Source organism: Streptococcus sp. HMSC065C01 (assembly GCF_001813525.1).
GTDB classification, from domain to species: domain Bacteria; phylum Bacillota; class Bacilli; order Lactobacillales; family Streptococcaceae; genus Streptococcus; species Streptococcus parasanguinis_V.
The window spans coordinates 134,802-160,063 of the sequence record NZ_KV812857.1; the positions used below are offsets into that span (position 1 = coordinate 134,802).

The window sequence follows — 25,262 nt, forward strand, 5'->3', positions numbered from 1 at the left end:
AAAAGTGCCTGAAACAATAACGTTTCAGGCACCCGGAATTATTGAGACCTTAGGCTCAATAATAAGTCTTGGAACTTCGTAGAAGTTCGCTGACGTCCGTACTCACCTAAGGAAAATTTTTAATATGACTTTATCTTCAATTTGAGACCTCTATTCAGAGGTCATTTCTTAAGATTCAAATGCATCCATGCCACCTTGGACGTTGGTCACATCATAGCCTTGCTCTTCCAAAAATTGGCAAGCACGTGCTGAGCGTCTCCCTGACTTGCAGATGACATAATAGGGATGATCCTTCTCTAATTCCTGGTAGCAATTTGCTAACTCAGATAAGGGAAGAAGACGAACCCCATCTAAGTGAAGGGCATCATATTCCTCCTGCTCGCGTACATCAAGAACGTGTATGTTTCCTTTTTGATAAGCTTGGTAAAAGCTTGAAAATGGAATTTCTTTCATGATTTCTCCTTTGTTATGGAAGGGTTAGAATTTCATAATGAAAGCCAATAGCCTCTAAAAATCGGAACAAGTCTTGGGTTTTAATAAAGATCGTTTTTTCGTTGGTATTGGGATGAAAGGTCATGATCTCCTCTGACACAATGTCTTTATCGAAATAGACACGAATATCTTTTTCTTCATTGTTCAATAAACCAAATGGAGAAACCGTACCTGCCGGTAATTGCATTTTTTCAGCTAAAGAATCTGCTGAAGCCATGCGGATCCGGTTGGCTTCCACTTGCTCTTTGAAATCATCCATATCCAATGGCTTCTGGTCATCCATGATGAGCAAATAGTATTGAGTTTTCTTTTTGTTGGTCAAAAACATGGTCTTAGTGCGGACACCTTCTAAGCCTTCAATATAATAATCCGCCTGCTCCGTCGTAAATGCAGGTGGGTGTTCCACCACATCAAATGAAATTCCCAACTCATCTAATTTTTCTTTAACTTGTTGATAAGGATCCATCTTCGCTCTCCTTTATTTTTGAATGATCTCTTGTACTAAGGTTTGCAATTCTGGGACTACTTCTGCCTCAAACCAAGGATTTTTAGCCATCCAGATTTGATTGCGAGGGGAAGGGTGAACAAGTGGAAAATAGGTTGGCAAATAATCTTTAAAATGGTGAACCCGTTCGGTTACCTTGCCACTAACCTTTTCATGAAGGTAGTATGCTTGGGCATATTGTCCAATTAAGAGGGTTAACTCAATATCCGGACACTCCTTGAGAAGTTGAGGGTGCCACTTTTCCGCAAAGCCTTTGCGAGGTGGAAGGTCACCAGATTTTCCATGCCCTGGGAAATAAAAGTCCATAGGAATGACCGCAAACAAACCAGAATTATAAAAGGTGTCTTCGTCAACTCCTAACCATTCGCGCAGGCGGTCACCACTCTTATCCTTCCAGTAAATACCAGCTTCTTGCGTTTTCAGTCCAGGTGCCTGTCCGATAATATTGATGCGAGCAGTTTTTGGTGCTGCAAAGAGTGGCTCGATTCCTTTATCCGTATATGCTTTATTTTGAGGATCTGCCATAATGGCTTGTTTAATGCTTTCAATCGTTGACATAAGTCCTCCTTCTATGGAAAAACTCAGCCAGAAAAACTGGCCGAGTAGTGGATTATTTGATTAGTTCATAGATAGCTTCTGCGTAAATAGCAGCTGCACGATATAGATCTTCGACATCTGCAAACTCATTCGCTTGGTGCATGGTATTGACATAGTCAGGGAACATAGCACCAAAGGCAACCCCACGTTTCAAGAGACGACCAAAGGTACCACCACCGATCACTTGTTCGTGTCCTTTGAGGCCAGTTTGTTTTTCATAAACACGCAAGAGAGTGGATACCAATTCGTCATCCATCGGAACATAGTGAGGAGTGTGACCATGAGCGGACAAGCTTACTGTAGCCACTCCTTCGATCTTTTCAAGAATGGCTTTGATAGTTTCAGGATCTGTACCTTGAGGGTAACGGATATTGAGGGCAATGGTGTTGTCTGCTTGGCTTTCATCAAAATGGAAGACCCCTGCATTCATGCTCAATGGTCCCATTTTAGCATCGGTATAGGCAATACCTAATTTTTCACCAGCAAAATCTTCGTGAAGAAGTGAAGCTGTCACATGAAGATAAGCCTTAGCAGCACCACCAAAATCAAATTGGTTCAACAAGAGAGCCAAGTAGGTCGCACCATTGATCCCATCTTCAGGAGTTGATCCATGAGCAGATTTCCCAACAATCGTCACGGTATAGGTTTCTTCATCGACAGTTGAGATTTCATACTTGAGCTGGTGTTCCTTGGCAAAGGCATCTAAGAGGCCAGCAAGATCTGGAAGTTGACCAGAAACGACTGCAGTCGCTGACTCTGGTACCATGTTTTCACGAAGGCCACCTGTAAAGCTATGAAGATGGGCACTTCCTGTGTTGTCATTTCCAAAATGAAGGTACTCAGTGATGTTTCCTTTTTCCCCATTGATGATTGGGAATTCCGCATCTGGTGAGAAGCCAAAATCTGGCTCAGGAAGTCCGACATGTTTGAAATAATAATCCATGTCGCCCCAGCCTGATTCTTCATCCGTACCGACAACAAAGCGCACGCGCTTAGAAACAGGGAGTCCTAGGTCTTTAATGATCTTCAAACCATAGTAGCAGGCCATTGTAGGCCCTTTATCATCAGACGAACCACGCGCATAGAGCTTACCATCGATAATTTCTGGTTTGTAGGGATCCGTTTTCCAGCCACTACCTGCTGGCACGACGTCCATATGGGCAAAGATCCCAAGCTCTTCTTCTCCTTCACCAAAAATAAAGTGACCGGCATAATTGTCGACATTCTTGGTTTCATAGCCATCACGTTTGGCAATTTCCAAGAATTTTTCAAGAGCTTTTACAGGACCAGGTCCAAAAGGATGCTCTGCATCTGCCTTGCTGTCATCGCGTTCAGAATTGATTTCCAAGAGGCTGTATAGGTCAGCCATCATCTCATCGCGACGTTTTTCTACTTCTGCTTTAAAGTCAACTGTTGTCATGAATTCCTCCTCGATCTTCTATTTGCTAATTGGCTTAGCGTTTGTCAATGATTTCGTCCACTGGTAAGCGATAGCTTGGCTCTACTTTTTCAGCCGCATAGCCAACCGTAATCAAGACTTCCGGACGGAAGCGCTCTTCGATGTCCAATACTTCATTGATTTTTGATTTATCAAATCCCAAGATAATATTGGTTCCAATGCCTTGGTCCGTCAAAGCAAGTACCAAGTTCATCGCCACAAGACCGGCATTCAAAGCCAAGTAATCACTTGTTTGTTGGACATCATAGCGCGCAAATTCAGCAGGAAGATTTTGCATAAAGTATTGCAATTGCTCATCTGTGAAGTTTTTAACTCCACCGACACGCGCAATCTTGCGAGCCCGTTTTTGCAAATCAGTATCTGTAAAGAGGGCGATGGTCACAGGTGCTTCCATGACTTGATCGTAGTTTGCACCATAGGCTAATTTTGCCAATTCAGCATTTTTTTGACGAACGACCACAAATTTCCAAGGCTGGCTATTGTGGGCACCAGGGGCCAAGGTTGCGATCTCAATAGCGGTCCGTACATCCTTTGGATCGACCGGTTGGTCAGTGAAATGCTTGATCGCATGGCGTTTTTTATTGAGCTCTAGAAATTTCATAAGCTTCTTCCTTTTCTATTTCTGTTACCTCTATTTTAACACAAAATGAAAGAGCTTGCAGGGTTTTACAGCCTAAGATTGTGAAAAAAGAAGCGGACATTTTGAAGATCCGCTTCTTTGTTATAGGTTGAATACACAAGAGATCCACCTATGATTCATTGGAAAGATTGAAATAGGCAGCTACTTCTTTGGCATAACCGTATTTCTCAATTAAGCCAGTTAGCAGATCGATGTTATGACCCCGATAGTTATCCTCGCGTCTCAATTCTTCGTACATCTCAATAAAAGGAAGACCTTTGTCCTTAGCATCTTGGAGCTCTGCTTCATAGTCATAGGCCACCTTACGAAATTGCAGGTTGGTCACTCCATCTTCTTCGACATCGATCAGAGCATATTGAGCTCTGTGGTTTTGAATTGGTCCCCAGTCGAAATAAGGCATGCCAATAGTCCCTGGATTAAGGATCTGCTGGCCCTGACTGCCATAGCGAAGCAACTGCTTGTGGACATGCCCGTAGATCGCCATATCCGTCTGATCATCCAGCAGTTGGTCAAAGTTCTCCGTCACATTTGCTGGACGCAAGAATCCACCGTAATTCTTTTCTGGCAAGTTGTGGGTCAGTGAAAAACGAATGCCATTGACCTCCTTCTTCTCTACCAATGGAAGCGAACGAAGCCAATCGATCCGCTTAGGATCTAGTCCTTCCATGAGGTACTGAGTGAGGCGAAGAAGTTGGATCTCCTGCGGATCCTCAAGTCCGTACTCGCCATCCAAGGCCTCTAGGACACAATCGTCCCAATTTCCACGAACAGCCGCTGTAATCGGAATCGCATCTAGCAACTCAAAAAGGTCCTCTCTTCCAGGCCCCGGAAGCAAAATGTCCCCTAAAAGCCAGTATTCCGTCGCGCCTAGAGCACGCGCATCCGCAATCACTGCCTTAAGGGCTGTTGTATCTCCGTGAATATCAGATAATATAGCGATTCTATTGTTCATTATAAACTCCTTATGATTGGTATGGTTCAGAATCCTCCGCCACTTCCACCAAGGGACTTGCTTCTTCTTTCTTTCCTTGATGGAGCTTGGCTTGCACTGCCTCCGCGACTGCCCGTGGGATGCCGACTGTGATGATCTCATCTACAGTAGCTTCCTTGATCTTGGTCAGCGACTTGAAGTGCTTCATCAGCAACTGCTTTCGTTTTGGTCCCAAGCCTTCGATGCCGTCCAGCTGGGAGGAGAAGGAATTCTTGGATCGGAGCTGGCGGTGGAAGGTGATGGCGAAACGGTGGACTTCATCCTGAATTCGTTGGAGGAGGAAAAATTCCTGCGAGGTCCGAGAGAGTTCGATGACTTGGAGAGGATCGCCGAAAAGCAATTCATGGGTCTGGTGCTTGTCATTCTTTTGCAGGCCTGCGATAGGAATGTCCAGCCCCAACTCGTCTTGGATGACTTGCTTAGCGATATTGACCTGGCCCTGACCCCCATCGATGACGATCAGATCTGGTGGCGTCAGGCCATCCCGCATGACACGACTGTAGCGTCTGCGGATGACCTCCCGCATGCTGGCATAGTCATCTGGCCCAACGACAGTTTTAATCTTGTACTTGCGGTAGTCCTTTTTGCTTGGCTTCCCATTAACAAAGACCACCATGGCTGAAACCGGACTGGTCCCCATGATGTTGGAGTTGTCAAAAGATTCAATGCGCACAGGGGTTGGAATTTGCAGAAGTTTTCCAAGGTTTTCAATGGCACCTTGGGTCTTTTCCATTGATTTTTCAAGGAGATTGAACTTCTGCTCCAGACTGACACGCGCATTCTTGATGGCCAGATTGACCAACTGCTTCTTCTCCCCTCGCTGGGGCTTGAGGACCTTGGTATCCACAAGGGCCTTGACCGCTTCCTCATCGATATCCTGAGGGATCAGGATTTCATTGGGGATCAGGTGAGATTTCTCCTGGTAAAACTGCCCCACATAGGTCAAGAAATCCTCGTCTGGATCATTGTAGTAAGGGAAGAGATTGACGTCGCGCTTGATCAGCTTGCCCTGACGGACAAAGAAGACCTGTACACACATCCAGCCCTTGTCCACGTAGTAGCCAAAAACATCCCGGTTCTGCAAATCCTTGGCCATGACCCTCTGTTTGGTCCGCAGGGTCCCGATGGCCTGGATCAGATCCCGGTACTCGGCCGCCCGCTCAAATTCCATGTTTTGCGCAGCGGTATTCATCTTGAGCTTGAGCTCATCGATAATCTTGTCATCCTGCCCTTTGAGGAAATCAGAGACCTCCTGGGCCATGCCCTTGAAATAGGCCTCGTCCTTGTGGCAGACTGTGTGAGCCATGCATTGCCCTAAATGGTAGTAAAAACAGACCTTGGAAGGAGGATTGGTACACTTGCGGAATGGGAAAATCCGATCCAAAAGTCGCTTGATCTCATTGGCCGCTCCCACATCCGGATAGGGACCGAAATAGAGACCGCCATCCTTTTTGACCTGGCGCGTGATGATGAGGCGCGGATAGCGCTCATTGGTAATCTTGATGAAGGGATAGGACTTGTCGTCCTTGAGCATGATATTATACTTGGGCTTGTTCTCCTTGATCAGGTTGATCTCAAGAAGCAAGGCCTCAATATTGGACTCAGTGACGATAAATTCAAAATCCACAATCTCAGATACCAGTGCTTCGGTCTTGGTATCGTGACTCCCTCTGAAATAGGACCGCACCCGATTGCGAAGATTCTTGGCCTTCCCCACATAGATGATGGTACCGTTCTTATCTTTGTGAATGTAACAGCCCGGACTCGTCGGCAAGAGCTCGAGCTTGGATTTAATCAAGTTATTCATACTCTCTATTATAGCAAAAAAGAGAGGGGTTAGCCTCTCTCTAGTATGTTTGTATTATTGTTATCCACCTTCACCAAGTAAAAAATAATTATTAAAAGGTATATCAGATAGTCATCCTCAATCCTTTATCTTCACTTGCCCTTTTTCGTATGCTGAATACCAACTGCTATCTGGACTGACATATTCAGGTAATTCCTTTTGTGGCTGATCTCCTGAAAGAGTTAAAAGTCCATCATATATCATACAAGAATACTTCTCTGAATCTCTTGTAAATTCTTCATTTTCAGGATCATATGAGTAAGTATGCTCTGAACTACCTTCCTTTATGGTGATCTGCTCTCCGTCTATTTTTATCCATGATGTTTTATCTAGTGAGGCCGTTTTAGTTGATTCATTTTTTACTGTCAGATAATAAATTCCATCTTTTGATTTCATCTCATCAAGGGTAGTCGTGATAATCCCTAAAATCATCAGTGCAGGGATTATCAACAGAAACCATTTCCATTTTTTAGATTTATTTTTCATCAGTAACCATTACTCCATTTAATTTTAAATTTCGTTATTTTCATGTTCAAATTTTGCATTTCTACTTTCTCTATTATAGCAAAAAAGAGAGATCTAAGACGATCCCCCTTTACTAGCAATCGATAATCTTTATCCTTTGAGATTTGCCATCTGGAAGAGCGGAATCACATAAGGAACAATAGACATCAGGATAGTGAATAGCACGAAGAACCAGAACCAGAAGGACGCGAGGGCACGCTGGAAAACTCCCGGTTGAGGTTTATTGGCTTGAATATAAGCCTTGATAGTTGGCCATTTAGTCGCAAGAACCACTATCATCACAATGGAACCAATAGCTAAAACACCGATTTGGAGCCAATTCGCTAGTCCTTCATCCACATGATAGGCTACATAATGCAGGCCTTGGGAAATGACAAAGTTATTGAAAATGTGATAGAAAATAGCCCACCAGATATTGTATTCAAAGGCAATGTAGCCGAATCCTAGACCAATGATACCTGCGAAAAAGAGCTGGTCAAAATTAGCATGGAAGAGGCCGAATAAAATAGCCGTCATGACAATGGCAAAGATTTTGCCATACCGTTCCAAGCCTCGCAAGCCAGCCCCACGGAAGAAGAATTCCTCTGTGATAGGACCAAAAAAGCCAGCATACAAGAGCATAGTCCAAGATCGCTCAATCGTATCTCCTAGATCTGGTGTTGGAGAATGAAGGCCAATGGTCTCAAACATGCGCTCAATCACTTGTGTCATCACAGATGAAAAGACTTGAGAAAAGCCAAGAAAGGCGAGAAGAATAAAGAAGACTGAAAGTGTCATCTTACGTCCCTTATGCTTAAGATCATATTTATAAAGGGCCTTCTTGCGATAGGCATTAAAAAGAAAGAGTCCAATGGAAATAGAGATGAGGTAGGGAATACCAGCCCAAACATTCAGGGCGTTTAGTTTCTCCGTTACTTGACTTGGATCTTTTCTGAGAGAGCCTGCTATGGTCAATCCAAGGAGGACTTCCCACAGGACGGTTACTAAGGTCATTACCAAGAGATAAATAGCAAGTGTCCCAGAATACCTTCCTATATCTTTTTTAGGGTCTAATAATCGGTTGTATTGGTTCATTTCTTCCTCCTAGAAAATAGATAAAAACACGCACAGACTCCTTCGTATAAGACAAAGAAAATCAAAAAGGCATGCATAAAGTAGTCTTCTGGTAATGCAAGAATAATCGAATCCACGCGCGGATCAAAGAGCCAAGTATTGTCCCCAGCAAATAAGACTTGATGAAAGAGAGTAAAGAATTGATCAAAGCCAATTATAACAGTCATCACTGCAAGCACTACTGGTAAAACCATCATCCAAAAGAAGAGACTACGGTACAGGGCCAGGTAGCCATTTTTGACGACTGTCCGCATAAACTGGATAAAACCAGGTAGAGTGACCAAGAAAACGACCGTCACCAAATGAAACAGGTACTTGACGGCCTCAAAATGGTGCAAGCCATTTTTGGAAGAGGGGAATTGAGGCATCTTCAACACCCATTGAAAAGGATTGGTCAAGTAGTTCATCAAGACATTAAAATTCTTCATGATGACTGAAGCCGAAAAACCAGTTCGGCTTTGAATCTCCAACCAATGGATCTCCATGGGATAGAGGACCCATGCTAGGCCAATGGTGAGAAGGATTGTAGCTGACAAGATAAAGAAAAATTGGTTGATTGATTTTAAACTTTTAAGCATCAAAATCCCACTCCGCTAAACTGGAAACAACATGTGTCGGTGCAATTGGTAAGGTTGGCACTTCTTCTGGTTTGGTAAAACCAGTCGTCACCAAAAGGGTTGGAATCCCATTGTCAATACCTGCACGAATATCTGTTAGATAATTATCTCCTACCATAACGACTTCTTCTCTTTCAAGACCCAAGTGTTCAATAGCCTTATCCATGATGATGGCCTTTGGTTTTCCAATGATCACAGGCTCGACCCGTGTCGCAGCCTCTACAAGCGCAATCAAGGATCCTGCACCTGGCATCAAGCCACGCTCTGTTGGAATGTTCAGGTCCGGATTGGTCCCAATAAAGTGTGCTCCTTTTTGAATCGCCAAGGTCGCAATAGCAAACTTCTCATAATCCACTTGCCAATCCAGGCCAATCACCACATAATCAGGTGCTTCTTCATCGATGATATAGCCAGCTTCTTCAATAGCGTCTTTGAGCCCCGCTTCTCCGATCACATAGACCTTTTTGCCCAAATTTTGGTCATTCATGTAGTCAATGGTCGCAAGGGTAGCTGTATAGATAGTCGAAACTGGGGTTTTTATATTGAAATGAGTAGCCAGCATATCCCGAACAGTCTCTGGTGTGCGGGTTGTATTGTTGGTCACAAAGAGATAGGGAATCTCACGCGCCTGCAATTCATGAACAAAAGCTTCTCCTGCAGGAATTCGTGATTTTCCTTTGTAAATAGTGCCATCCAAATCAATCAAATAGCCCTTATAGTGCATTTATTCTTCCTTTTCTGTTTCCGTTTCGTCATGTAACTTCTCTGCATCGACTCGTCCACCAGAACCATATAAGAGCAAGGCTCCAGCATAGAGGACAAATTGTAACACCAAACCTGTAAAATTAATCCCTTGACTTCCCGATTGGGTGAACAAGAAGGATGCTACCATGAGGATGACAATGGTCAATAACAAGCCTATCACGGTTGCCTGATCCACACTGATTTGATAAACCGTGCGTTTAGTGCTCCGATTTTTCCCGTCAGACTTAGTTTCTGGTTGCAAATTCTCGACAAAATCCGTCACTAAGGTCGCAGCGAGGCTGACTGTTGTGCTAAAGAGCACGCCTTGAGACAAGCGGTGATAGAAATTGGACCAGAAGGATCCTGATTGGCTAGTAATCCCAATCGAGAAGATCATGACCGGTAAAAGAAAGGCCAAGGTGAAATGGATCCAGACCCGATACCAGCGTATATCTTCTCTTAAAAAGCGATTAAAACTCTCTAAATTCAAGCGATAGCGGAAAAATTTATAAATTTCCTCTACCAGGATGATGCCCAAAGCACAAAGAGTCAAGAGCCAATCTCCCAACATGTACAAAGGGTTCTTTTGACGCTTGGCATAGGCCACAACCCGTTTTTGATAGCTTTCAAGTTCCTGTTTTTTATTTTTTAATCTTCTACTTTCCATAATTCCAACCCTTTTCTTCTACTTCTTCCCACTCAATTTCAGCTTGGGCATTGATCTGACTATCTGAAGTAATTTGGTGCTGAGTTTTCAAGCCCTCTTGTTCATATTGAGAGGTGATGAGACCTCCTGCTAGCACTTCTTTGACATATTTTAGATGAACTTTTTTAGGGATATGATGGGTCAAGAAGTCTGCTCCCATCACCTCAAAAACCCAGTCCAAGTACTTGCTATTGTTGACATGTCCGTTCATATCCAAGTCGTAAAACCGAACTCGGTATTCTTGTTCCACGCCACCTTCTAATTCTTTGAAACGGGGACCGCGGAGCATGGTTTTTGAAAATTCAGAGTCAAAGGCATCCGTGATTTCACTCATAACAGGATGAACCTTGCGTGTATCACGATCCATCAAGACAAAGGTCGCGACCATCTCAATGATAGTATTTCCTGCTTCATCCTTGATATTAAAGGCCCGGTAGCAGAAAAGTCGATTGTGACTCTTGGCATAGGTTTCAATAGTGATTTTCTCATCAAAAACAGGGAGACGCTCAATCTTCATATTGTAATCCGTGATAATCCAGACTAGATTGTAATTCTCTAGAATGTACATATCACTCATGCCCAGCTCAATCGATTGCATGCCTGATACCTGCAAAGACAGCAAGATCAATTGCGGAATTTTTATAAATCCATTGACATCGCTCATATCAAACGGAATTTTCATGCTGTATTCAAATGTTTTTGCCATTTTCTACTCCAAAATAAACTTCTCTGCTACAGTGTCTCCTAAAAAGAGACCTTTCTTGGTCATTCGTACAATGTCCTTGTCAGGTACCAAAAGGCCCTGCTGGATCAATTTCTCAACCACTGATCCATATTGTTGGTCAAAATTCACACCAAACTTTTCTTCGAAACGTTTCTTGGAAACGCCTGTTTTCTTACGCAGTCCCAGAAACATCTCTTCTTCCATCATTTCAGTCTGAGTCAGATGTTCCTCCTGGACACGCGCATTTCCCTCTTCGACCGCCTGCATATAGTGACGGATAGGCCCATGATTCTTGTAGCGAACACCGTTGACATAGCCGGATGCACCAGCTCCTAAGCCATAATACTCTGCATTATCCCAATACATGAGGTTGTGGCGACTTTCAAAACCAGGCTTGGAGAAATTGGAAATTTCGTAATGCTCAAAGCCCGCACGCTCCAACTCCTGAATGATGTATTCAAACATCTCCGCTTCTAACTCCTCTTTTGGTAGAGGAAGCTTGCCCCGTCTCATCCGATTCATAAAGACGGTGTGATTCTCTAGAATCAAGCTATAGAGGCTCATATGGGGAATGTCGAGGGCAAGAGCCTTAGCGACATTTTCCTGGACCTGCTCCATGGTTTGCGTCGGAAGGGCATAGATGAGGTCGATCGAAATATTGTCAAAACCAGCCAGCTTCAGACGATCGATATTGTCATAGATATCCTGCTCTTGATGGCTCCGACCAATCTTTTTGAGCAAGCGATTATCAAAGGTCTGTACGCCTAAAGAAACCCGATTAACCGGTGAATCCTTCAAAACAGCAATCTTATCCGGATCCAAATCACCAGGATTGGCCTCGATGGTCAACTCCTCCATCTGAGAAAGATCAAGTGACTTGGTCAGCTCCTTGAGCAGATACTCTAGCTGATCCGCAGTTAAGGCTGTCGGTGTCCCACCCCCAATATAGAGAGTCCGTAAATTTGTGATTTCTTCCCGACGAAATTCTTGGATCAAATGATCCAAATAAGCATCGACCGGTTGGTTCTTAATAAAAACCTTCGAAAAATCACAATAAAAACAAATCTGGGTACAAAATGGGATGTGGACATAAGCGGACGTTGGTTTTGTATGCATACCTTTAATTATACCATAAAATCCCCCTAAGTCCGAGAAGAAAAGGGTGGATGACGCAAGGATTTCCTTGACAAGAAGGAATGAAAAGAATAGAATAAAACTAATCACATTCGGAGGTAAGGAGATATGAACAACTAAGTTTCGTTAAATAAGATACTTTATTTAGTGGACTGCTTGTTCTATCTCTTTTCGTGTGCCCTCTCGCCTATTGTCCAACTTTTTGTTGGCTTAATAAGGTCTTTTTCTGTTTGGGTTTCACTTGAATACAGCTCTACTAAATAGGTAGAGCTGTTTTTTTGTCCCAGTAGAAAGGAATCTTATGCTAAAACTATCCCACCTCACCATCCGCCACACAAAAGATTTACGCGATTTGGTTCGCGATCTGTCCCTAACTATTCATGAAGGGGAAAAAGTTGCCATTATTGGCGAAGAAGGAAATGGAAAGTCTTCTTTGCTTCATGTCCTTATGTCCCCAAAATCCCTACCAGATTATATGACCATAGAAGGTGAAATCACCACTTCTTTTCACTCCTATGCCTATATTCCCCAGACTTTGCCGGAAGCCTTGAAGGGAAAAAGCTTGGAAGAATATTTTTTTGGAGAGGATGAGCTAGACTATGCCACCCTCTACAGACTGGCTGATCAATTGCAATTTGATAGCGACCGCTTTGCGAGCGACCAAGCTATTGGAAGTCTATCTGGAGGAGAAGCCCTCAAAGTCCAACTGCTTCACGAACTTTGCCGTCCTCATGAATTGCTATTTTTAGATGAACCTTCAAACGATCTGGATTTGGAAACCCTGGACTGGCTCCAGCAGATGATCCAAACGAGCCCCCAAACCATCCTATTTATTTCCCATCATGAGGATTTTTTGACGCAGACGGCGGATACCATTATTCATCTAAGACAGATCAAACACCGCAAGGAGGCTGAAACCATTGTAGAGCACCTAGGCTATCAAGACTACAGTAGCCAGAGGGAGCAACAATTCAAGCAACAGACTCAGCAAGCTGCCAACGATCAACGAACCTACCGAAAAACAATGGAGAAGCATCGCCGCGTCCGTCAGCAAGTTGAAACATCCTTACGAAACACTAAGGATAGCACTGCTGGACGTCTCCTGGCAAAGAAAATGAAGTCCCTCCTCTCACAAGAAAAGCGCTACGAGCGAGAATTCCAATCCATGACTCCCCAACCCTATGATGAGGAAGTCATCAATCTGCATTTTCCTCCCCTCACTCCCTTGTCTCCTCAAAAACGAGTCCTTCTATTAGATCAGGAAGAACTCGCCATTGGTGATCGGGTCCTGGTCAAGAACCTCTCCCTTACTCTTCTAGGACAGGATAAAATAGGGATTATCGGTTCCAACGGTGTGGGGAAATCCACTTTCCTAAAAATGATATGGAAAAGTCTACAGAAGAATGAAAGTATCCGCACTGCCTATATGCCACAAGATTACACTGAAGGCCTCCCTCTGACTCAGACACCGGTTCAATTTCTACAGCATTCAGGCGATCGCGAAGAAATCAACACCATTCAATTGCATTTAGCCTCCCTCAACTTTACCTATTCTGAAATGCACCATCCGATCTCTGAACTTTCTGGTGGCCAGCAAGGAAAACTCTATCTCCTTCAACTAGTGCTCACAAGTCCCCAATTTCTACTCTTGGACGAGCCTACTCGCAATTTTTCCCCCACTTCTCAACCAGAGATTCGACGCCTATTCGCAGACTACCCAGGCGGACTAGTCACGGTCTCTCACGACCGGACCTTCCTCAAAGAAGTCTGCCAAAAGATCTATCGTCTGACCGAAAATGGTTTGGTAGAAATAGAGTCGCTCTAACGTAAAAAAGATTGGCCAAAACCAATCTTTTTTTCTATTTCTTCGCTGCCTCTTGTACCATTTCTTGGGTGCGTTTGTAGGCTGCTTCCACTCCTGCAATGATGTCGCCCCGTAGGCCGACTTGTTCTAAGCGGTTGACTCCTGCGATGGTAGAGCCACCTGGGCTACAAACTGCATCTCGCAAGCGGGCTGGGTGCTCACCTGTCTCTAGGACCATTTGACTGGCTCCTTGGAAGGTCTGTGCCGCCATCTGCAAGGCTTGCTCTCGTGTAAGTCCTAATCCTACTCCTGCATCTGCCATGGCTTCAATCATCTGATAGACAAAGGCTGGCCCACAGCCTGCGACAGCCGTTGCAGGATCCATTAATTTTTCCTCGATCTCGTAGAGAGCCCCCGCTCCTGCTAAGAGCTGCTTGACCTGGGCTATCTGCTGGTCTGTCACTGCTTGGGAACGGGCCAGACTGATAACACCTTGACCAATGGCCACAGGCGTATTGGGCATGATGCGGATGATACCCATCTGGTCGTTCTGGAACACGTCAGCCATCTTTTCTAGTTCCAAGCCTGCGGCCATGGAAACCAGCAAGAAATTAGAGCGTTGAGCCAAGATGCCTTTATACTCTTCTAAAAGTGGGCAAATCTGATAGGGTTTGACCCCTAAAAAGATTACTTCAGCCTCTTGAAAGACTTGTTCAAGCTCAGACGCCGTTCCCCCATACTGGCTGATAAAATCCTGCACCTTTTGTGGAGAACGATTGACCAAGAGCAAGTCTGTGGCAGCCACTTCTTTTGCGACTGCTTTGGCTAGACTAGCTCCCATGTTTCCTAGTCCAATAAATGCTACTTTCATTTCTTACCTCACTTGACCATTTCCACTGACGATATATTTGTAACTGGTCATTTCCCGGAGTCCCATCGGTCCACGCGCATGGAGTTTTTGGGTTGAGATCCCCATTTCACAACCTAAGCCAAATTGACCCCCATCTGTAAATCGTGTCGAGGCATTGACATAAACAGCTGCAGAATCTACCTGCTTGGTGAAGTAAGCAGCAGTCTCAGGATTTTCAGTCACAATGGCATCTGAGTGATGGGTACTATGCGCTTCAATGTGGTCCACCGCTTCCGCGACTCCATCAACGACCTTAACAGCTAAAATATAATCTAAAAATTCGGTATCAAAATCCTGTTTCTGCGCTGCTGTCCCAGAAATGATAGCCTGTGCTTGCTCATCTAGACGCAATTCAACCGATCTTTCCCGTGCATCCACTAAACGCTCTTTAACCAAAGGCAAGAAATCAGACGCGATCGCTCGATCGACCAAGAGGACCTCCATGGCATTGCAGACGGATGGACGGCTTGTCTTAGCATTTTCAATAATGGCGAGGGCTTTCTGGAAGTCAGCCTCCTTGTCCACATAGACATGGACGATCCCAGTTCCTGTCTCGATCACGGGGACAATGGCATTTTCAACCACCGCTTGGATCAATCCAGCACCACCACGTGGAATGAGCAAATCTAGATAGCCCTTAGCCTTCATCATAGCAAGGCTAGAAGCTCGACTCGTATCTTGGATCAGTTGAAGAAGATCTGGATGGAGTCCGCCTTCTTCCAATCCAGCCTTGAGGGCTGTCACGATCGCTTGAGCAGAATGAAAGGCGTCCTTTCCAGTACGAAGGACCACTGCATTTCCACTCTTGATGGCAAGCGCTGCAGCATCTGACGTTACATTTGGACGGCTTTCATAAATGATGCCAATAACACCCATGGCGACTCGAACTTTCTGGATTTCAAGGCCATTTTCCAAGACTTCAGTATCCAGCACTTCCCCAATCGGATCTGGCAGGTCTATTAAAGCACGAATTCCTTGTGCCATACCGGCAATCCGCTCTTGATCAAGAAAGAGGCGATCCAGCATGACTTCAGAAATCTTGCCGCGTGCTGCTTCCATATCGATTTGATTGGCTACTAAAATGGCTTCCGTCGCTTTCAAAAGCTGGCTAGCCATGGCCTCCAAAGCCTGATTTTTAAGAGCTGTACTGGCTGTATTGATGCTTTTCTTAGCTGATCTCGCTAAGGCTAATTGTTCTTGTGTTGTTCCCATACGTTGTCCTCTAGAATTCTGTAAAGAGTAAGTCAATTTCAGGAGTTACCGAGATCCAGTCATCCCGGTGGATGAGGATTCCCTTGGCTTTTTTAGATTGGAGTAGATCGCGCACAGCTGATTGGCCGAGACGGACCTTGCCTTTTCCTAGTAATTGACCAGTCTCTTGATGATAGACGCTGACGATATCATGATAAGAAAAATCTCCTTCTGCCTTGGTCACACCAGAAATCAATAGACTCTTTCCATGATCCAACAGGGCTTCCGCTGCTCCAGCATCCACCCAAACGGCTCCTTTACTTTCTGCATAAAAGGCTAGCCATTGTTTCTGGGTTTTTAAGCCCTTGTCCTCTGCAAGGAAGTAACTGCCATCCGCTTGCTCTTCTGCTGCTTCGATCAAGGCATCAGACTTGAGAGACGAGCAAATATAGACAGGAACCCCTGACTCGGTCGCAAGGGTCGCTGCCTTGAGTTTGGTCAACATACCGCCAGTTCCATTGCTACTGCCAGCACCACCAGCCATCTCGATCATCTCGCGAGAAATGTATTCGATTCGATCCAAGCGCTTAGCTGTTGGATCCTGAGAAGGATTGGCTGTATAGAGACCATCGACATCCGTTAAAAGCACCAAAAGATCAGCTTGAACCATGGCTGCAACCTGCGCACTCAAGGTATCATTGTCACCTACTTTTAACTCGGCAATCGAGACCGTATCGTTTTCATTGATAATCGGAATGGCCCCACGATTGAGCAAGACAGAAAGGGCCTGGTGGGCATTCTTATAGCGGCGTTGATCCGCAAAGTCATCCTGGGTCAACAAAATCTGCGCAGAAACAATGTTGCGTAAGAGCAGGTTGGCTGTATATTCTTCCATCAGTAAGCCTTGCCCAACTGCCGCAGAGGCTTGCTTGTCTGCCACCTTAGTCGGCCGTTTCTTAAAACCAAGGGCGCCAAACCCAGCAGCAACCGCCCCTGATGAGACCAAGATCAACTCATGGCCCGATTCGTGTAAGAGAGCCAACTGCTGGGTAATGACCTTGACCTTCTGTCTGGAGAGACTCCCATCGGGATTGGTCAAAGACGAGGTCCCTACTTTAAAGACGATTCGTTTTGCTTTCATCTCTATTTTTCTTTCTAATACTATTTATTTCGTATGTAATGAAAGTGACTGAATCTCCATTCAGCCATCTTCACTATCCTTTTCGAAGGTCTTCCAGCGTTTTCTCAAAGATCGCTGGCACTTCTGCCGTAAATTCCAAGGTCTCTCCTGTACGAGGATGGGTAAAGCCGAGTGTCCGCGCATGCAGAAACTGTCCTTGTCCTTTGAGTGTCTTCTTAGGACCATAAGCAGGATCTCCAGCTACTGGATGGCCGATATAGGCCATGTGCACCCGAATTTGGTGGGTGCGACCGGTCTCCAGTTGCAACTCTACCAAGGTGTAATTTCCAAAGCGCTCCAAGACTTGAAAACGGGTCACTGCAGGTTTTCCTTTCGCCGTCACTGCTTGTTTTTTCCGGTCCTTTTCACTGCGACCAATTGGTGCTTCGATCATGCCCCGATCGTTCGGAAGATTGCCATGGACAATGGCCCAATACTTCCGGAGAGATTTTTTGTCTTTGAGTTCCTCTGCTAAGGCGACGTGGGCTTGGTCATTTTTTGCGACCATCAAGAGGCCTGACGTGTCTTTGTCAATCCGGTGGACGATCCCTGGACGCAATTCTCCATTGATCCCTGAAAGGTCCTTGACATGGTATAAGAGCGCATTGACCAAGGTCCCGCTGGTATGACCCGCACTGGGGTGAACAACCATACCCTGTGGCTTATTGACCACCACAACATCCTGGTCCTCATAGACGATGTCTAAGGGCAGATCTTCTGCTTCATAGCTGACCTCTTCCACTTCTGGGACTTCATACTGGATGATATCTCCTTCTTTGACCGTATACTTAGCTTTTTTCACGGTTCCATTGACCAGAACTTTTCCTTCTTTGATCTGCTCATTGGCCACAGCTCGTGACAAGGGAGTCAAATCCGCCAAAGCCTTATCCAGTCGCGCACCGGCTACTTCGATTTTAATTTCCATGCGTTTCCTCTTTCAACATCAGGATCAGGAGCAAGAAAACTCCAACTGTCAAATAACTATCTGCTACATTAAAAATGGCAAAATTCATAAAATCCAGGTGGAACATATCGACTACAAAGCCCTGACGCAGGCGATCGATAAAATTCCCCAATCCACCCGCAATCACCAAGGTCAAGCCTGTCACCATCCAAAGCGATCCCTTGAGGTGCTTATAGAGATAGTAAAAGGCCCCCACCATCACGACTAGCGTGATGAGGGTAAAGAACCATTGCTGATTTTCAAGAAGCGAAAAAGCTGCACCTGTGTTTTGAAGATAAGTCAGACTGACCACATGGGGAATAAAAGACTTGACGACACCCAGTGGAATGTTCTTCACCACATACCATTTGACCAGCTGATCCAGTAGGACCAAAAGGACGATCGCTACTGGGACCATTGTTTTTCTCTTCATTTCTTACCTCTTTTGATCAAAATATTCTACCATGACCTCGACAAACTTCTCTGCTACAGGAGAGAGATCCATCTCTTCGCGTTTGACATAGACCATTTTATTGTCTAAGTTGTCTTCCAAAGGAATCACGGTAATGCCATTCACGGACTGGCTATCCAAAAAGCCAGATCCCGTCGCATAAGCATCCGTCCGCTCCAAGATTCCATTCAAGGTAGCCCGGTCGGTCACATTGAACATTTGTGAGCTCGAGCTGGTATCGACAAAGTTCTCTGAATAATAGAGGTACTCATCTTTTTCTTGGGTAAAACGAACAGTTGGCAACTGAGCTAGATCTTCCATAACCAGTTTTTTCTTCTTAGCCAAAGGATGTCCTTTGCGAAGATAAATATGAGTCTGAAAAGGAATCAAATCCACTACTTCAAGCCCTAATTTATCGACCCGTTGCATAATCCCCTTGGTATTTTGACGATTGAGATAAATAATCCCCAACTCACTATGCCCTTGAGCCACTTCGTCCAAAATTTGAACCGTCGTTGATTCAAAGATGCGGAAGTTTTTATTTTCCGGATAGCGGATCGAGAATTCCGTCATCAAAGGTGGCAAGAAGTCATAGTGTTGACTAGAAATAGAGAATTCTTTCTTCTCTTCTTCAGGACTGGCATATTGATTTTGAAACACATCAAACCCTTTGACCACGTCCTGCGCTTTTTCATAAAATTCCATTCCCCGACGGGTCAAAAAAGTCCCAGAACTGGTCCGACGAAAAATCTTGAAGCCCAGTTCTTTTTCCAGATCTCTGACGGAGATGGACAAGCTAGGCTGACTCACATACATTTTTTCAGCAGCCTCACGAAAAGTACCACTATTGGCAATCGCCACTACATATCGTAATTGTTGTATATTCATTCTATTTTCCTTATTACAGTATCGATCTATTATACCATAAATTAGGGGCTGAAAGAAGAGATCCGTTTAAGAGACCTTCATCAAGTGAAAATAAAAAAACTGGAACTAAAACAGTTCCAGTTGATACTTATTCAATCACTTGGCTTTCGGCTACTTTCTTGTACCAATGAGCCGATTTCTTCGGATAGCGCTCTTGGGTTTCAAAGTCTACATAGAAGAGACCATAGCGTTTTTCGTAACCATTAGACCAAGAGAAGACGTCCATGAGAGACCAGATGAAGTAACCTTTGACATTAGCACCATCTGCAATCGCATCAGACAAGACCTCTAAGTGTTGTTTCACATAATCAATCCGTCCATCGTCATAAACCGTATTATCCACAAAGTCATCTTTGTAGCCCAATCCGTTTTCAGTGATGTAGATTTTCTTATAGTTTGGATAATCTGCTTTTACGCGCATAATTTGGTCATACAAACCTTGCGGATAGATAATCCAGTCCCAATCCGTCCGAGGCACATAGTCAGGAGCTACACGACGACCAACACCTTTAATTTGGTACTTAGAGCTTCCTTTTTCCCCTTTACCGTTATGGATGATTTCTGTTTCGCCGTCAAAAGCTTCCATCCAGTCACTCATGTAGTAGTTAATTCCAAGGAAGTCGTTCAAATCTTTTGCTGCTTCAAGCGCTGCAAAGTCTTCGTCACGAAGATCCAAGCTACCACCATTGACAGATAAGATGTGATGAACACCTTCCATGGTTGCATCTGAATAGTGTCCAAGGTAAGTAGCATCCAAGATAAATTTGTTGTGGATGATATCTTCCAACTCAGCCGCCCGAACGTCTGCTGGATTTTCTGGATCCAAAGGATACTTAGTAGGAAGGGCATGGACCACTCCGATTTCACCTGCATAACCTTTGTCTTTGTACAATTTCACAGCACGTGCATGAGAAACCATCATATTGTGGTGAGATTGGAAGACTTTAGCAAGGTCATATTGAATACCTGGTGGGAATTTTCCGACTAAGTACTGACCATCTCCGATAGGTCCGATTTCATTAAAGGTTGTCCAGTAGTTGACTTCTGGAAACTCTTCAAAACAGAAGGCGGCATAATCTACAAAGTGTTCGATATTTTCACGATTCAAGAAGTCTCCATTTGAGTGAAGAGCTTCAGGAGTATCAAAGTGGTGAAGAGTTACGAATGGTTCTACATGACGTTTATGACATTCTGCAAATAAGTTATGGTAGAACTCCACCCCTTTTGGATTCACTTCACCATATCCAGTTGGGAAAATACGCGACCAGGCAATGGAAATCCGAATACCATTGACACCGTATTCTTCAGCTAATTGAAGATCTACTGGATATTTGTGGTAGAAATCACTAGCCGGTTCAGCCGTGTACCAATAGTTGTCAGCCAGGTATTTGTCCCATGCAACAGGTCCTTTCCCATCTGTATGAGTAGCTCCTTCTGCTTGATAGGCAGCTGTAGCGCCACCAAAAATAAAATCTTTAGGAAGTGTTTTTGTCATTTTTTCACCTTTTTCTTGATTGGATCAAAGGAAAAGTGAGTGGAGAGGAGTTAGTGAGCCATCCATCTCCATCTCACTTATTCGTTCTTATTCTTCAAACTGCGCTTGAACAAATGCTAGGGCACCTTGTCCATCACGTGTCAATTTAATGTATTGAGCTCCTTCAGTCTTAGCCAATTTGATTCCAAGTTTATCTGTTTCAGCCTTCATATCTTCATAGTTTGAAGCTACTTGAGGAGCAAGAATAACAAGGTCAAATTCTGGCAACATTTCACGGTGAGCACCGTAACCACCAGCAGCAGCCTTCACAGGAACATTGTATTCTGCAGCAGCTTTATTCAAAGCATTGGCAAGGAGTCCACTGGTACCACCACCGGCACAGAGAACCAAGACGTTTGTTTCTTTTGTGATATTGTTTTGAACTGGTTCGTTTTCAACACCAGCTTTTTCAAGAATCGCATCAGCTTTAGCTGTATTGAAGTTTGCTGCTACTTTTTCTTTCAAGCTGTCGTTTGCTTTACCAGAACGTTCTTCTTCGAGAATTTGTTCATCATAAACTTTCACGAATGGATAATAAATGATTACGTCCACTACCACTAGAAGAGCAGCAAGGATGAAGGAAAGAACTTGGAAGTTTGTACCAAGGACAATTCCGAGAGGACCAGGTGTTACCCATGGAAGGTTAGCGGAGAATGAGTTCATTCCCAAGGTATCAACAAAGAATTTGAAGATCCAGACGTTTGCGATTGGCGCAAAGATAAATGGAATGAAGAAGGTTGGATTCAATACGATTGGAGCCCCGAAGAGAATTGGTTCGTTTACACCGAAGAATGTAGGAACAACAGATGCACGTCCAATCGCACGGTTTCGTTCAGACTTACACAACCACATGAAGAGGAATGGAACAATCAAGGTTGCACCAGTACCACCCATGGTAACGATAAACATTTGAGTCCCAGAAGTGATGACTTTATCAGCATGTTGTCCGGCTTGAAGCAAGTGCAAGTTGTTATCGATATTTGCATATGTGATCGCCGCAATCGCTGGTTCTACGATTGAAGGGCCATGGATACCTACAAACCAGAAGAAGGCATAGGCACCAAAAATAAGGGTAATTCCAAGATAACCATCTGCCGCAGAGAACAATGGAGCTAGAAGTGTTCCAATTGATTCCGCAACTGTTACACCGATAGCACCTTTAACAATCAATTCAAATGCATACAAGAGAACTATTGAAACTGTAAATGGAATCAAGTCTTTAAAAACTTGTGAAATATTCGGTGGAACCTCGTCTGGCATGCGAATCGTCACATTGTTTTTCACACAGACCTTATAAACATTAACTGTAACAAAGGCTGCAATAAAGGCTGTCAACAGACCTTTTGTACCCATGAAGGCTGTAAGAATGCCACCATCTTTACCAGGTTCTGCTGCCATGAGTAGGAAACCAACCATAGTAGCCAGCATGGTAGAAAGGTAGTTAATTTGATTGGTTGCTGGCAGATCCCGGTTCATAGAATCGGTCAACGCTTTAGCAGTTGTTCCTCCAACAAAGAAGGCTAAGATCCCCATTGAGTAGTTGTATGGGGTCATCAAGAAGCTTTCCATGTCTTTTGACCAGTGGAAGCCCCAAGCATTTGGCACGTAAGCAATCAAGATGAAGATAGATGAGAAGAGGATCACAGGCATCCCTGCAATAAAGCCGTCCCGAATCGCTCGCAAATATTTGTTTCGAGAAATCTTTTCAAAGAAAGGTTTCCCTTTTTCAATTAGTTCAATCAGTTTATTCATTATTTTGCTCCTCTTTTATACAGTTCAATCAGATGGTGAATCACGTCTTTTAATAAGATCGTTGTCATGAGATGGTCTTGACCATGCATCATAGTGATGCTATAAGGGATTTCTTCTCCTGCAGCTTCTTGCGCTAGCATAGTCGTTTGAGATTTGTGAGCCTCAGCAATACAGGACCCTGCTTCTTCTACCAAAGATTCTGCTTTCGCAAAATCACCATTTTCAGCAGCTTTTAATGCTTCCATTAATTTTGATCGAGCGTCACCGGCATAAGCGACAATTTCAAACCCAAGTAATTGGACTTCTTCTTTATTCATGTTGGTTCCTCCTTATGATAACCTTATTAAAAATTTTATAATAGACGTTGAATATGCAAGGCTAAATAGACTTTTTCATTAGGAGATATCTTAGCTCCAGTCTGTTCAGCGATGGTTTGGTAGATCTGATGACTAATCTCATAAGCCTTTGGATAACTTAGCTGGATCAGTTGTTCCATCTCGCTCAAGCCTTCAGGATCCTCTCTTCCCTTATCTAGGGAGTCAAGGAAATAATTAAGATGGATCATAAAGCGATCGTAGAAATGACTGTTCTCTTCTTTTCGTTTCAATCCATTTTGAGCTAATTTTTCCTCTACAGCTTTCAAAATCGCTTGGCGATCTTGGACATCAGGATCCTGCTCATGAATGACTTCCCCTTGTGCATTGATGAAGTGATAGGCGATGCGGTTCACTTCGTCATCGGGAAATTGATCCAAGAGCCGCTCTCGAAAGATTTCAATCGCTTCCTTTGCGATTTTATAGGGGATCGGATGCATAGCAGACGCATCAGGTAGATCACTGTGTTTGTATCTTCCCTGTTGAACCGCCTGGTAAGAACAAAAGATGTGATCTGTTAGTGTCACATAGATATATTCTTGAACAGGATAGGCATATTTCTTAGACAAGGTATCAATCACTTCATAAGTGGTTGTGATGAAATCAAGAGGAACATCCTTTAGAAGGGCCATAAAGTTTTCTCTTGATTCATCCGTGTTTAAACGAAATACTTTTTCGACCTTATCATCAGCTACCAGATCATTTTTCTTTTTCCCAAAAGCAATCCCACTCCCAACAACAATTAACTCTTGTTGAAGCTCATTTTGAACCAAAGCAACATTATTGTTCATTGGATGGATAATACGATACATGAGGCTCTCCTTTGCAAAATTTGTTAAAAGCAAATAAAAATGACCACGAAGCAACTGAAAAAACTAGCCTACGCTAATTGTTCAATCTACTTGTGGTCACGCCTAATCTAACTTAGTAACGCTCACTGCTATTTAACTTATGGACTTATTCTATCATAAGTTTTTTATTTTGTAAACCCTTACAGCGAAAATTTTTAAACATTTTTTATAAAAAATAAACAAAGCCTAAAAATAATGAAGAACATTGGAAGGAATTTCTTCCTTCCAATGTTCTAAATGTTGCTTTAGGAGGCAATAACGATTTGTTTCTTACACGCGTTCTGTCCAAGGTGTTGCCACTTTAGCCAAGACCGCATTCAATTCTTCAATATTTTGACGACCTTCTGTACGAAGCCATTCACGAGCAGCTGCTTCTCCATCTTTGATGTAAGCTTCTACTGAACCTGCCCATGTCGCACGTCCACAAAGGACACCGTTGAAGTTAGCACCTGATTCATGAGCAAATTCCAAAGTTTCTTGGAAGAGTTTTGCTGATACACCAGCACTGAGGTAGATGTATGGAAGGTTAGTTGCTTCTTCTTGTTCTTTAAAGAAGGCAGCCGCTTCTTCACGACTATAGACAACTTCACCTTCTCCAAATCCTTCCACGTAGTTGACATTGACAGGAACTTCTACTTTCAATACATCGATATTGAAACGAGGATCTGAGAAGACTTTCATAGCTTCAATGACTTTACGAGGTTTCACTTTTGCATATTCAGCAGAGGTTGCATCTGCAATTCCTTCGTCATAAGCCAAGATTTCAAGGAAGAACGGAATGTCTTCTGCCACACATTCAGAACCGATGCGTTCGATATAAGCTTGTTTTTCTTGGTTGAGTTCATCTGCACTGTCTACATCATAGTAGAGCAAGAATTTCACAGCATCTGCGCCTTGTTCTTTGATGCGTTTTGCTGACCAAAGGTTGAGGCAGTCTGGCAAGCGCTTGGTGCTTGATGTATCGTAACCTGTTTTTTCATAGGCAAGTAAGAGACCAGCATCTTTGTCCAAGGCTTTTGTAGCAGGTAGACCATATTCTGGGTCCAATAACATAGATGAAGCATATTTTGTCAATTCATCAGCTACAAGGACTTTTAATTCTTCCATTTGTGCTACTGTTGGTTCTGTGTCTTGATATTTGGCCATCAAGCGTTTCAAAGCCCCACGTTGGTCGAAGGCCAAAGCTGAAATGACACCGTCTTTTGTACTAAGACGTTCCAAATAGTTGCGTTTTTGTTCTGTTAATACCATT

At 43.8% G+C, this 25,262-nt stretch carries 26 protein-coding genes; 1 reads left to right on the plus strand and 25 read right to left on the minus strand.

Annotation, left to right across the window (positions count from 1 at the left end):
* Positions 1-168: 168 nt before the first annotated feature.
* The 14 genes from HMPREF2918_RS06180 to hemW form a co-directional block, all read right to left on the minus strand.
* Complete coding sequence (locus HMPREF2918_RS06180) at positions 169-453, minus strand: rhodanese-like domain-containing protein (protein ID WP_070594894.1); 285 nt, start codon at positions 451-453, stop codon at positions 169-171.
* 13 nt (positions 454-466) lie between these two features.
* Positions 467-958: a prolyl-tRNA synthetase associated domain-containing protein gene (locus HMPREF2918_RS06185; RefSeq protein WP_070594895.1), complete on the minus strand. Its 492-nt coding sequence runs from the start codon at positions 956-958 to the stop codon at positions 467-469.
* A gap of 12 nt (positions 959-970) precedes the next feature.
* Positions 971-1,555 (minus strand): uracil-DNA glycosylase family protein, encoded by a 585-nt coding sequence (locus HMPREF2918_RS06190; RefSeq protein WP_070594896.1) that lies wholly within the window; start codon positions 1,553-1,555, stop codon positions 971-973.
* A 52-nt stretch (positions 1,556-1,607) separates the two neighbouring features.
* Positions 1,608-3,014: a dipeptidase PepV gene (pepV, locus tag HMPREF2918_RS06195; protein ID WP_070594897.1), complete on the minus strand. Its 1,407-nt coding sequence runs from the start codon at positions 3,012-3,014 to the stop codon at positions 1,608-1,610.
* Positions 3,015-3,048: 34 nt separating this feature from the next.
* The gene (locus tag HMPREF2918_RS06200; RefSeq protein ID WP_070594898.1) at positions 3,049-3,654 is read right to left on the minus strand and encodes a nitroreductase family protein; all 606 of its coding nucleotides are present in this window, start codon (positions 3,652-3,654) and stop codon (positions 3,049-3,051) included.
* A 148-nt stretch (positions 3,655-3,802) separates the two neighbouring features.
* Positions 3,803-4,645 carry a metallophosphoesterase family protein gene (locus tag HMPREF2918_RS06205; RefSeq protein ID WP_070594899.1) on the minus strand — a complete coding sequence of 281 codons (843 nt, stop codon included), beginning with the start codon at positions 4,643-4,645 and terminating at the stop codon, positions 3,803-3,805.
* Between the two features lie 10 nt (positions 4,646-4,655).
* Positions 4,656-6,491 carry an excinuclease ABC subunit UvrC gene (gene uvrC / locus HMPREF2918_RS06210; RefSeq protein WP_070594900.1) on the minus strand — a complete coding sequence of 612 codons (1,836 nt, stop codon included), beginning with the start codon at positions 6,489-6,491 and terminating at the stop codon, positions 4,656-4,658.
* Positions 6,492-6,608: 117 nt separating this feature from the next.
* Entirely contained in the window at positions 6,609-7,016 is a 408-nt protein-coding gene (locus HMPREF2918_RS06215) for a hypothetical protein (RefSeq protein WP_070594901.1), read from the minus strand.
* Positions 7,017-7,145: 129 nt separating this feature from the next.
* The gene (locus HMPREF2918_RS06220) at positions 7,146-8,129 is read right to left on the minus strand and encodes a CPBP family intramembrane glutamic endopeptidase (protein ID WP_070594902.1); all 984 of its coding nucleotides are present in this window, start codon (positions 8,127-8,129) and stop codon (positions 7,146-7,148) included.
* Positions 8,126-8,746, minus strand: coding sequence for a TIGR01906 family membrane protein (locus tag HMPREF2918_RS06225; RefSeq protein WP_049498257.1), 621 nt, complete (start codon positions 8,744-8,746; stop codon positions 8,126-8,128). Before HMPREF2918_RS06225 ends, HMPREF2918_RS06220 begins: the two co-directional genes overlap by 4 nt.
* On the minus strand, positions 8,739-9,509 hold the full coding sequence (locus HMPREF2918_RS06230; RefSeq protein ID WP_049498256.1) for a TIGR01457 family HAD-type hydrolase: 771 nt from the start codon (positions 9,507-9,509) through the stop codon (positions 8,739-8,741). The genes HMPREF2918_RS06225 and HMPREF2918_RS06230 overlap by 8 nt, the downstream gene beginning before the upstream one ends.
* Positions 9,510-10,196, minus strand: a complete 687-nt coding sequence (locus HMPREF2918_RS06235; protein WP_049474586.1) for a hypothetical protein — start codon at positions 10,194-10,196, stop codon at positions 9,510-9,512.
* Complete coding sequence (locus HMPREF2918_RS06240) at positions 10,186-10,941, minus strand: acyl-ACP thioesterase domain-containing protein (RefSeq protein ID WP_049491865.1); 756 nt, start codon at positions 10,939-10,941, stop codon at positions 10,186-10,188. Before HMPREF2918_RS06240 ends, HMPREF2918_RS06235 begins: the two co-directional genes overlap by 11 nt.
* A gap of 3 nt (positions 10,942-10,944) precedes the next feature.
* Complete coding sequence (gene hemW, locus HMPREF2918_RS06245; protein ID WP_024055621.1) at positions 10,945-12,075, minus strand: radical SAM family heme chaperone HemW; 1,131 nt, start codon at positions 12,073-12,075, stop codon at positions 10,945-10,947.
* Positions 12,076-12,394: 319 nt separating this feature from the next.
* Here hemW and HMPREF2918_RS06250 point away from each other — a divergent pair, with 319 nt between their 5' ends.
* Complete coding sequence (locus tag HMPREF2918_RS06250) at positions 12,395-13,918, plus strand: ATP-binding cassette domain-containing protein (protein ID WP_049498255.1); 1,524 nt, start codon at positions 12,395-12,397, stop codon at positions 13,916-13,918.
* A 34-nt stretch (positions 13,919-13,952) separates the two neighbouring features.
* Here the strand turns inward: HMPREF2918_RS06250 and proC are convergent, their stop codons facing one another.
* From proC to lacD, 11 genes are all read right to left on the minus strand, one after another.
* Positions 13,953-14,768, minus strand: a complete 816-nt coding sequence (proC, locus tag HMPREF2918_RS06255; RefSeq protein ID WP_049498254.1) for a pyrroline-5-carboxylate reductase — start codon at positions 14,766-14,768, stop codon at positions 13,953-13,955.
* Between the two features lie 3 nt (positions 14,769-14,771).
* Positions 14,772-16,019 carry a glutamate-5-semialdehyde dehydrogenase gene (locus HMPREF2918_RS06260; protein WP_070594903.1) on the minus strand — a complete coding sequence of 416 codons (1,248 nt, stop codon included), beginning with the start codon at positions 16,017-16,019 and terminating at the stop codon, positions 14,772-14,774.
* A gap of 10 nt (positions 16,020-16,029) precedes the next feature.
* Positions 16,030-17,139 (minus strand): glutamate 5-kinase, encoded by a 1,110-nt coding sequence (proB, locus tag HMPREF2918_RS06265; protein WP_049498252.1) that lies wholly within the window; start codon positions 17,137-17,139, stop codon positions 16,030-16,032.
* Between the two features lie 73 nt (positions 17,140-17,212).
* Complete coding sequence (locus HMPREF2918_RS06270) at positions 17,213-18,103, minus strand: RluA family pseudouridine synthase (protein ID WP_003001835.1); 891 nt, start codon at positions 18,101-18,103, stop codon at positions 17,213-17,215.
* Entirely contained in the window at positions 18,093-18,554 is a 462-nt protein-coding gene (gene lspA / locus HMPREF2918_RS06275) for a signal peptidase II (RefSeq protein WP_003001852.1), read from the minus strand. The genes HMPREF2918_RS06270 and lspA overlap by 11 nt, the downstream gene beginning before the upstream one ends.
* 3 nt (positions 18,555-18,557) lie before the next feature.
* Entirely contained in the window at positions 18,558-19,460 is a 903-nt protein-coding gene (locus HMPREF2918_RS06280; protein ID WP_003011186.1) for a LysR family transcriptional regulator, read from the minus strand.
* A 127-nt stretch (positions 19,461-19,587) separates the two neighbouring features.
* Positions 19,588-20,994 (minus strand): 6-phospho-beta-galactosidase, encoded by a 1,407-nt coding sequence (gene lacG / locus HMPREF2918_RS06285; protein ID WP_070594904.1) that lies wholly within the window; start codon positions 20,992-20,994, stop codon positions 19,588-19,590.
* 87 nt (positions 20,995-21,081) lie between these two features.
* Positions 21,082-22,785: a lactose-specific PTS transporter subunit EIIC gene (locus HMPREF2918_RS06290; RefSeq protein ID WP_070594905.1), complete on the minus strand. Its 1,704-nt coding sequence runs from the start codon at positions 22,783-22,785 to the stop codon at positions 21,082-21,084.
* Positions 22,785-23,102: a PTS lactose/cellobiose transporter subunit IIA gene (locus HMPREF2918_RS06295; protein ID WP_009731211.1), complete on the minus strand. Its 318-nt coding sequence runs from the start codon at positions 23,100-23,102 to the stop codon at positions 22,785-22,787. Before HMPREF2918_RS06295 ends, HMPREF2918_RS06290 begins: the two co-directional genes overlap by 1 nt.
* A gap of 35 nt (positions 23,103-23,137) precedes the next feature.
* Complete coding sequence (locus HMPREF2918_RS06300; protein ID WP_045759555.1) at positions 23,138-23,971, minus strand: PRD domain-containing protein; 834 nt, start codon at positions 23,969-23,971, stop codon at positions 23,138-23,140.
* Between the two features lie 309 nt (positions 23,972-24,280).
* The gene (gene lacD / locus HMPREF2918_RS06305; protein ID WP_049491998.1) at positions 24,281-25,261 is read right to left on the minus strand and encodes a tagatose-bisphosphate aldolase; all 981 of its coding nucleotides are present in this window, start codon (positions 25,259-25,261) and stop codon (positions 24,281-24,283) included.
* Position 25,262 lies beyond the last annotated feature (1 nt).

Coding starts and splice junctions, on each gene's coding strand:
- hemW (WP_024055621.1), bottom strand. CDS start 12,075: ATGCATACAAAACCAACGTCCGCTTATGTCCACATCCCATTTTGTACC.
- lspA (WP_003001852.1), bottom strand. CDS start 18,554: ATGAAGAGAAAAACAATGGTCCCAGTAGCGATCGTCCTTTTGGTCCTA.
- HMPREF2918_RS06190 (WP_070594896.1), bottom strand. CDS start 1,555: ATGTCAACGATTGAAAGCATTAAACAAGCCATTATGGCAGATCCTCAA.
- pepV (WP_070594897.1), bottom strand. CDS start 3,014: ATGACAACAGTTGACTTTAAAGCAGAAGTAGAAAAACGTCGCGATGAG.
- HMPREF2918_RS06205 (WP_070594899.1), bottom strand. CDS start 4,645: ATGAACAATAGAATCGCTATATTATCTGATATTCACGGAGATACAACA.
- HMPREF2918_RS06235 (WP_049474586.1), bottom strand. CDS start 10,196: ATGGAAAGTAGAAGATTAAAAAATAAAAAACAGGAACTTGAAAGCTAT.
- HMPREF2918_RS06220 (WP_070594902.1), bottom strand. CDS start 8,129: ATGAACCAATACAACCGATTATTAGACCCTAAAAAAGATATAGGAAGG.
- HMPREF2918_RS06185 (WP_070594895.1), bottom strand. CDS start 958: ATGGATCCTTATCAACAAGTTAAAGAAAAATTAGATGAGTTGGGAATT.
- HMPREF2918_RS06250 (WP_049498255.1), top strand. CDS start 12,395: ATGCTAAAACTATCCCACCTCACCATCCGCCACACAAAAGATTTACGC.
- HMPREF2918_RS06230 (WP_049498256.1), bottom strand. CDS start 9,509: ATGCACTATAAGGGCTATTTGATTGATTTGGATGGCACTATTTACAAA.
- lacD (WP_049491998.1), bottom strand. CDS start 25,261: ATGGTATTAACAGAACAAAAACGCAACTATTTGGAACGTCTTAGTACA.
- proC (WP_049498254.1), bottom strand. CDS start 14,768: ATGAAAGTAGCATTTATTGGACTAGGAAACATGGGAGCTAGTCTAGCC.
- HMPREF2918_RS06300 (WP_045759555.1), bottom strand. CDS start 23,971: ATGTATCGTATTATCCATCCAATGAACAATAATGTTGCTTTGGTTCAA.
- proB (WP_049498252.1), bottom strand. CDS start 17,139: ATGAAAGCAAAACGAATCGTCTTTAAAGTAGGGACCTCGTCTTTGACC.
- HMPREF2918_RS06280 (WP_003011186.1), bottom strand. CDS start 19,460: ATGAATATACAACAATTACGATATGTAGTGGCGATTGCCAATAGTGGT.
- HMPREF2918_RS06215 (WP_070594901.1), bottom strand. CDS start 7,016: ATGAAAAATAAATCTAAAAAATGGAAATGGTTTCTGTTGATAATCCCT.
- HMPREF2918_RS06270 (WP_003001835.1), bottom strand. CDS start 18,103: ATGGAAATTAAAATCGAAGTAGCCGGTGCGCGACTGGATAAGGCTTTG.
- HMPREF2918_RS06225 (WP_049498257.1), bottom strand. CDS start 8,746: ATGCTTAAAAGTTTAAAATCAATCAACCAATTTTTCTTTATCTTGTCA.
- uvrC (WP_070594900.1), bottom strand. CDS start 6,491: ATGAATAACTTGATTAAATCCAAGCTCGAGCTCTTGCCGACGAGTCCG.
- HMPREF2918_RS06260 (WP_070594903.1), bottom strand. CDS start 16,019: ATGGGAACAACACAAGAACAATTAGCCTTAGCGAGATCAGCTAAGAAA.
- HMPREF2918_RS06295 (WP_009731211.1), bottom strand. CDS start 23,102: ATGAATAAAGAAGAAGTCCAATTACTTGGGTTTGAAATTGTCGCTTAT.
- lacG (WP_070594904.1), bottom strand. CDS start 20,994: ATGACAAAAACACTTCCTAAAGATTTTATTTTTGGTGGCGCTACAGCT.
- HMPREF2918_RS06240 (WP_049491865.1), bottom strand. CDS start 10,941: ATGGCAAAAACATTTGAATACAGCATGAAAATTCCGTTTGATATGAGC.
- HMPREF2918_RS06200 (WP_070594898.1), bottom strand. CDS start 3,654: ATGAAATTTCTAGAGCTCAATAAAAAACGCCATGCGATCAAGCATTTC.
- HMPREF2918_RS06290 (WP_070594905.1), bottom strand. CDS start 22,785: ATGAATAAACTGATTGAACTAATTGAAAAAGGGAAACCTTTCTTTGAA.
- HMPREF2918_RS06180 (WP_070594894.1), bottom strand. CDS start 453: ATGAAAGAAATTCCATTTTCAAGCTTTTACCAAGCTTATCAAAAAGGA.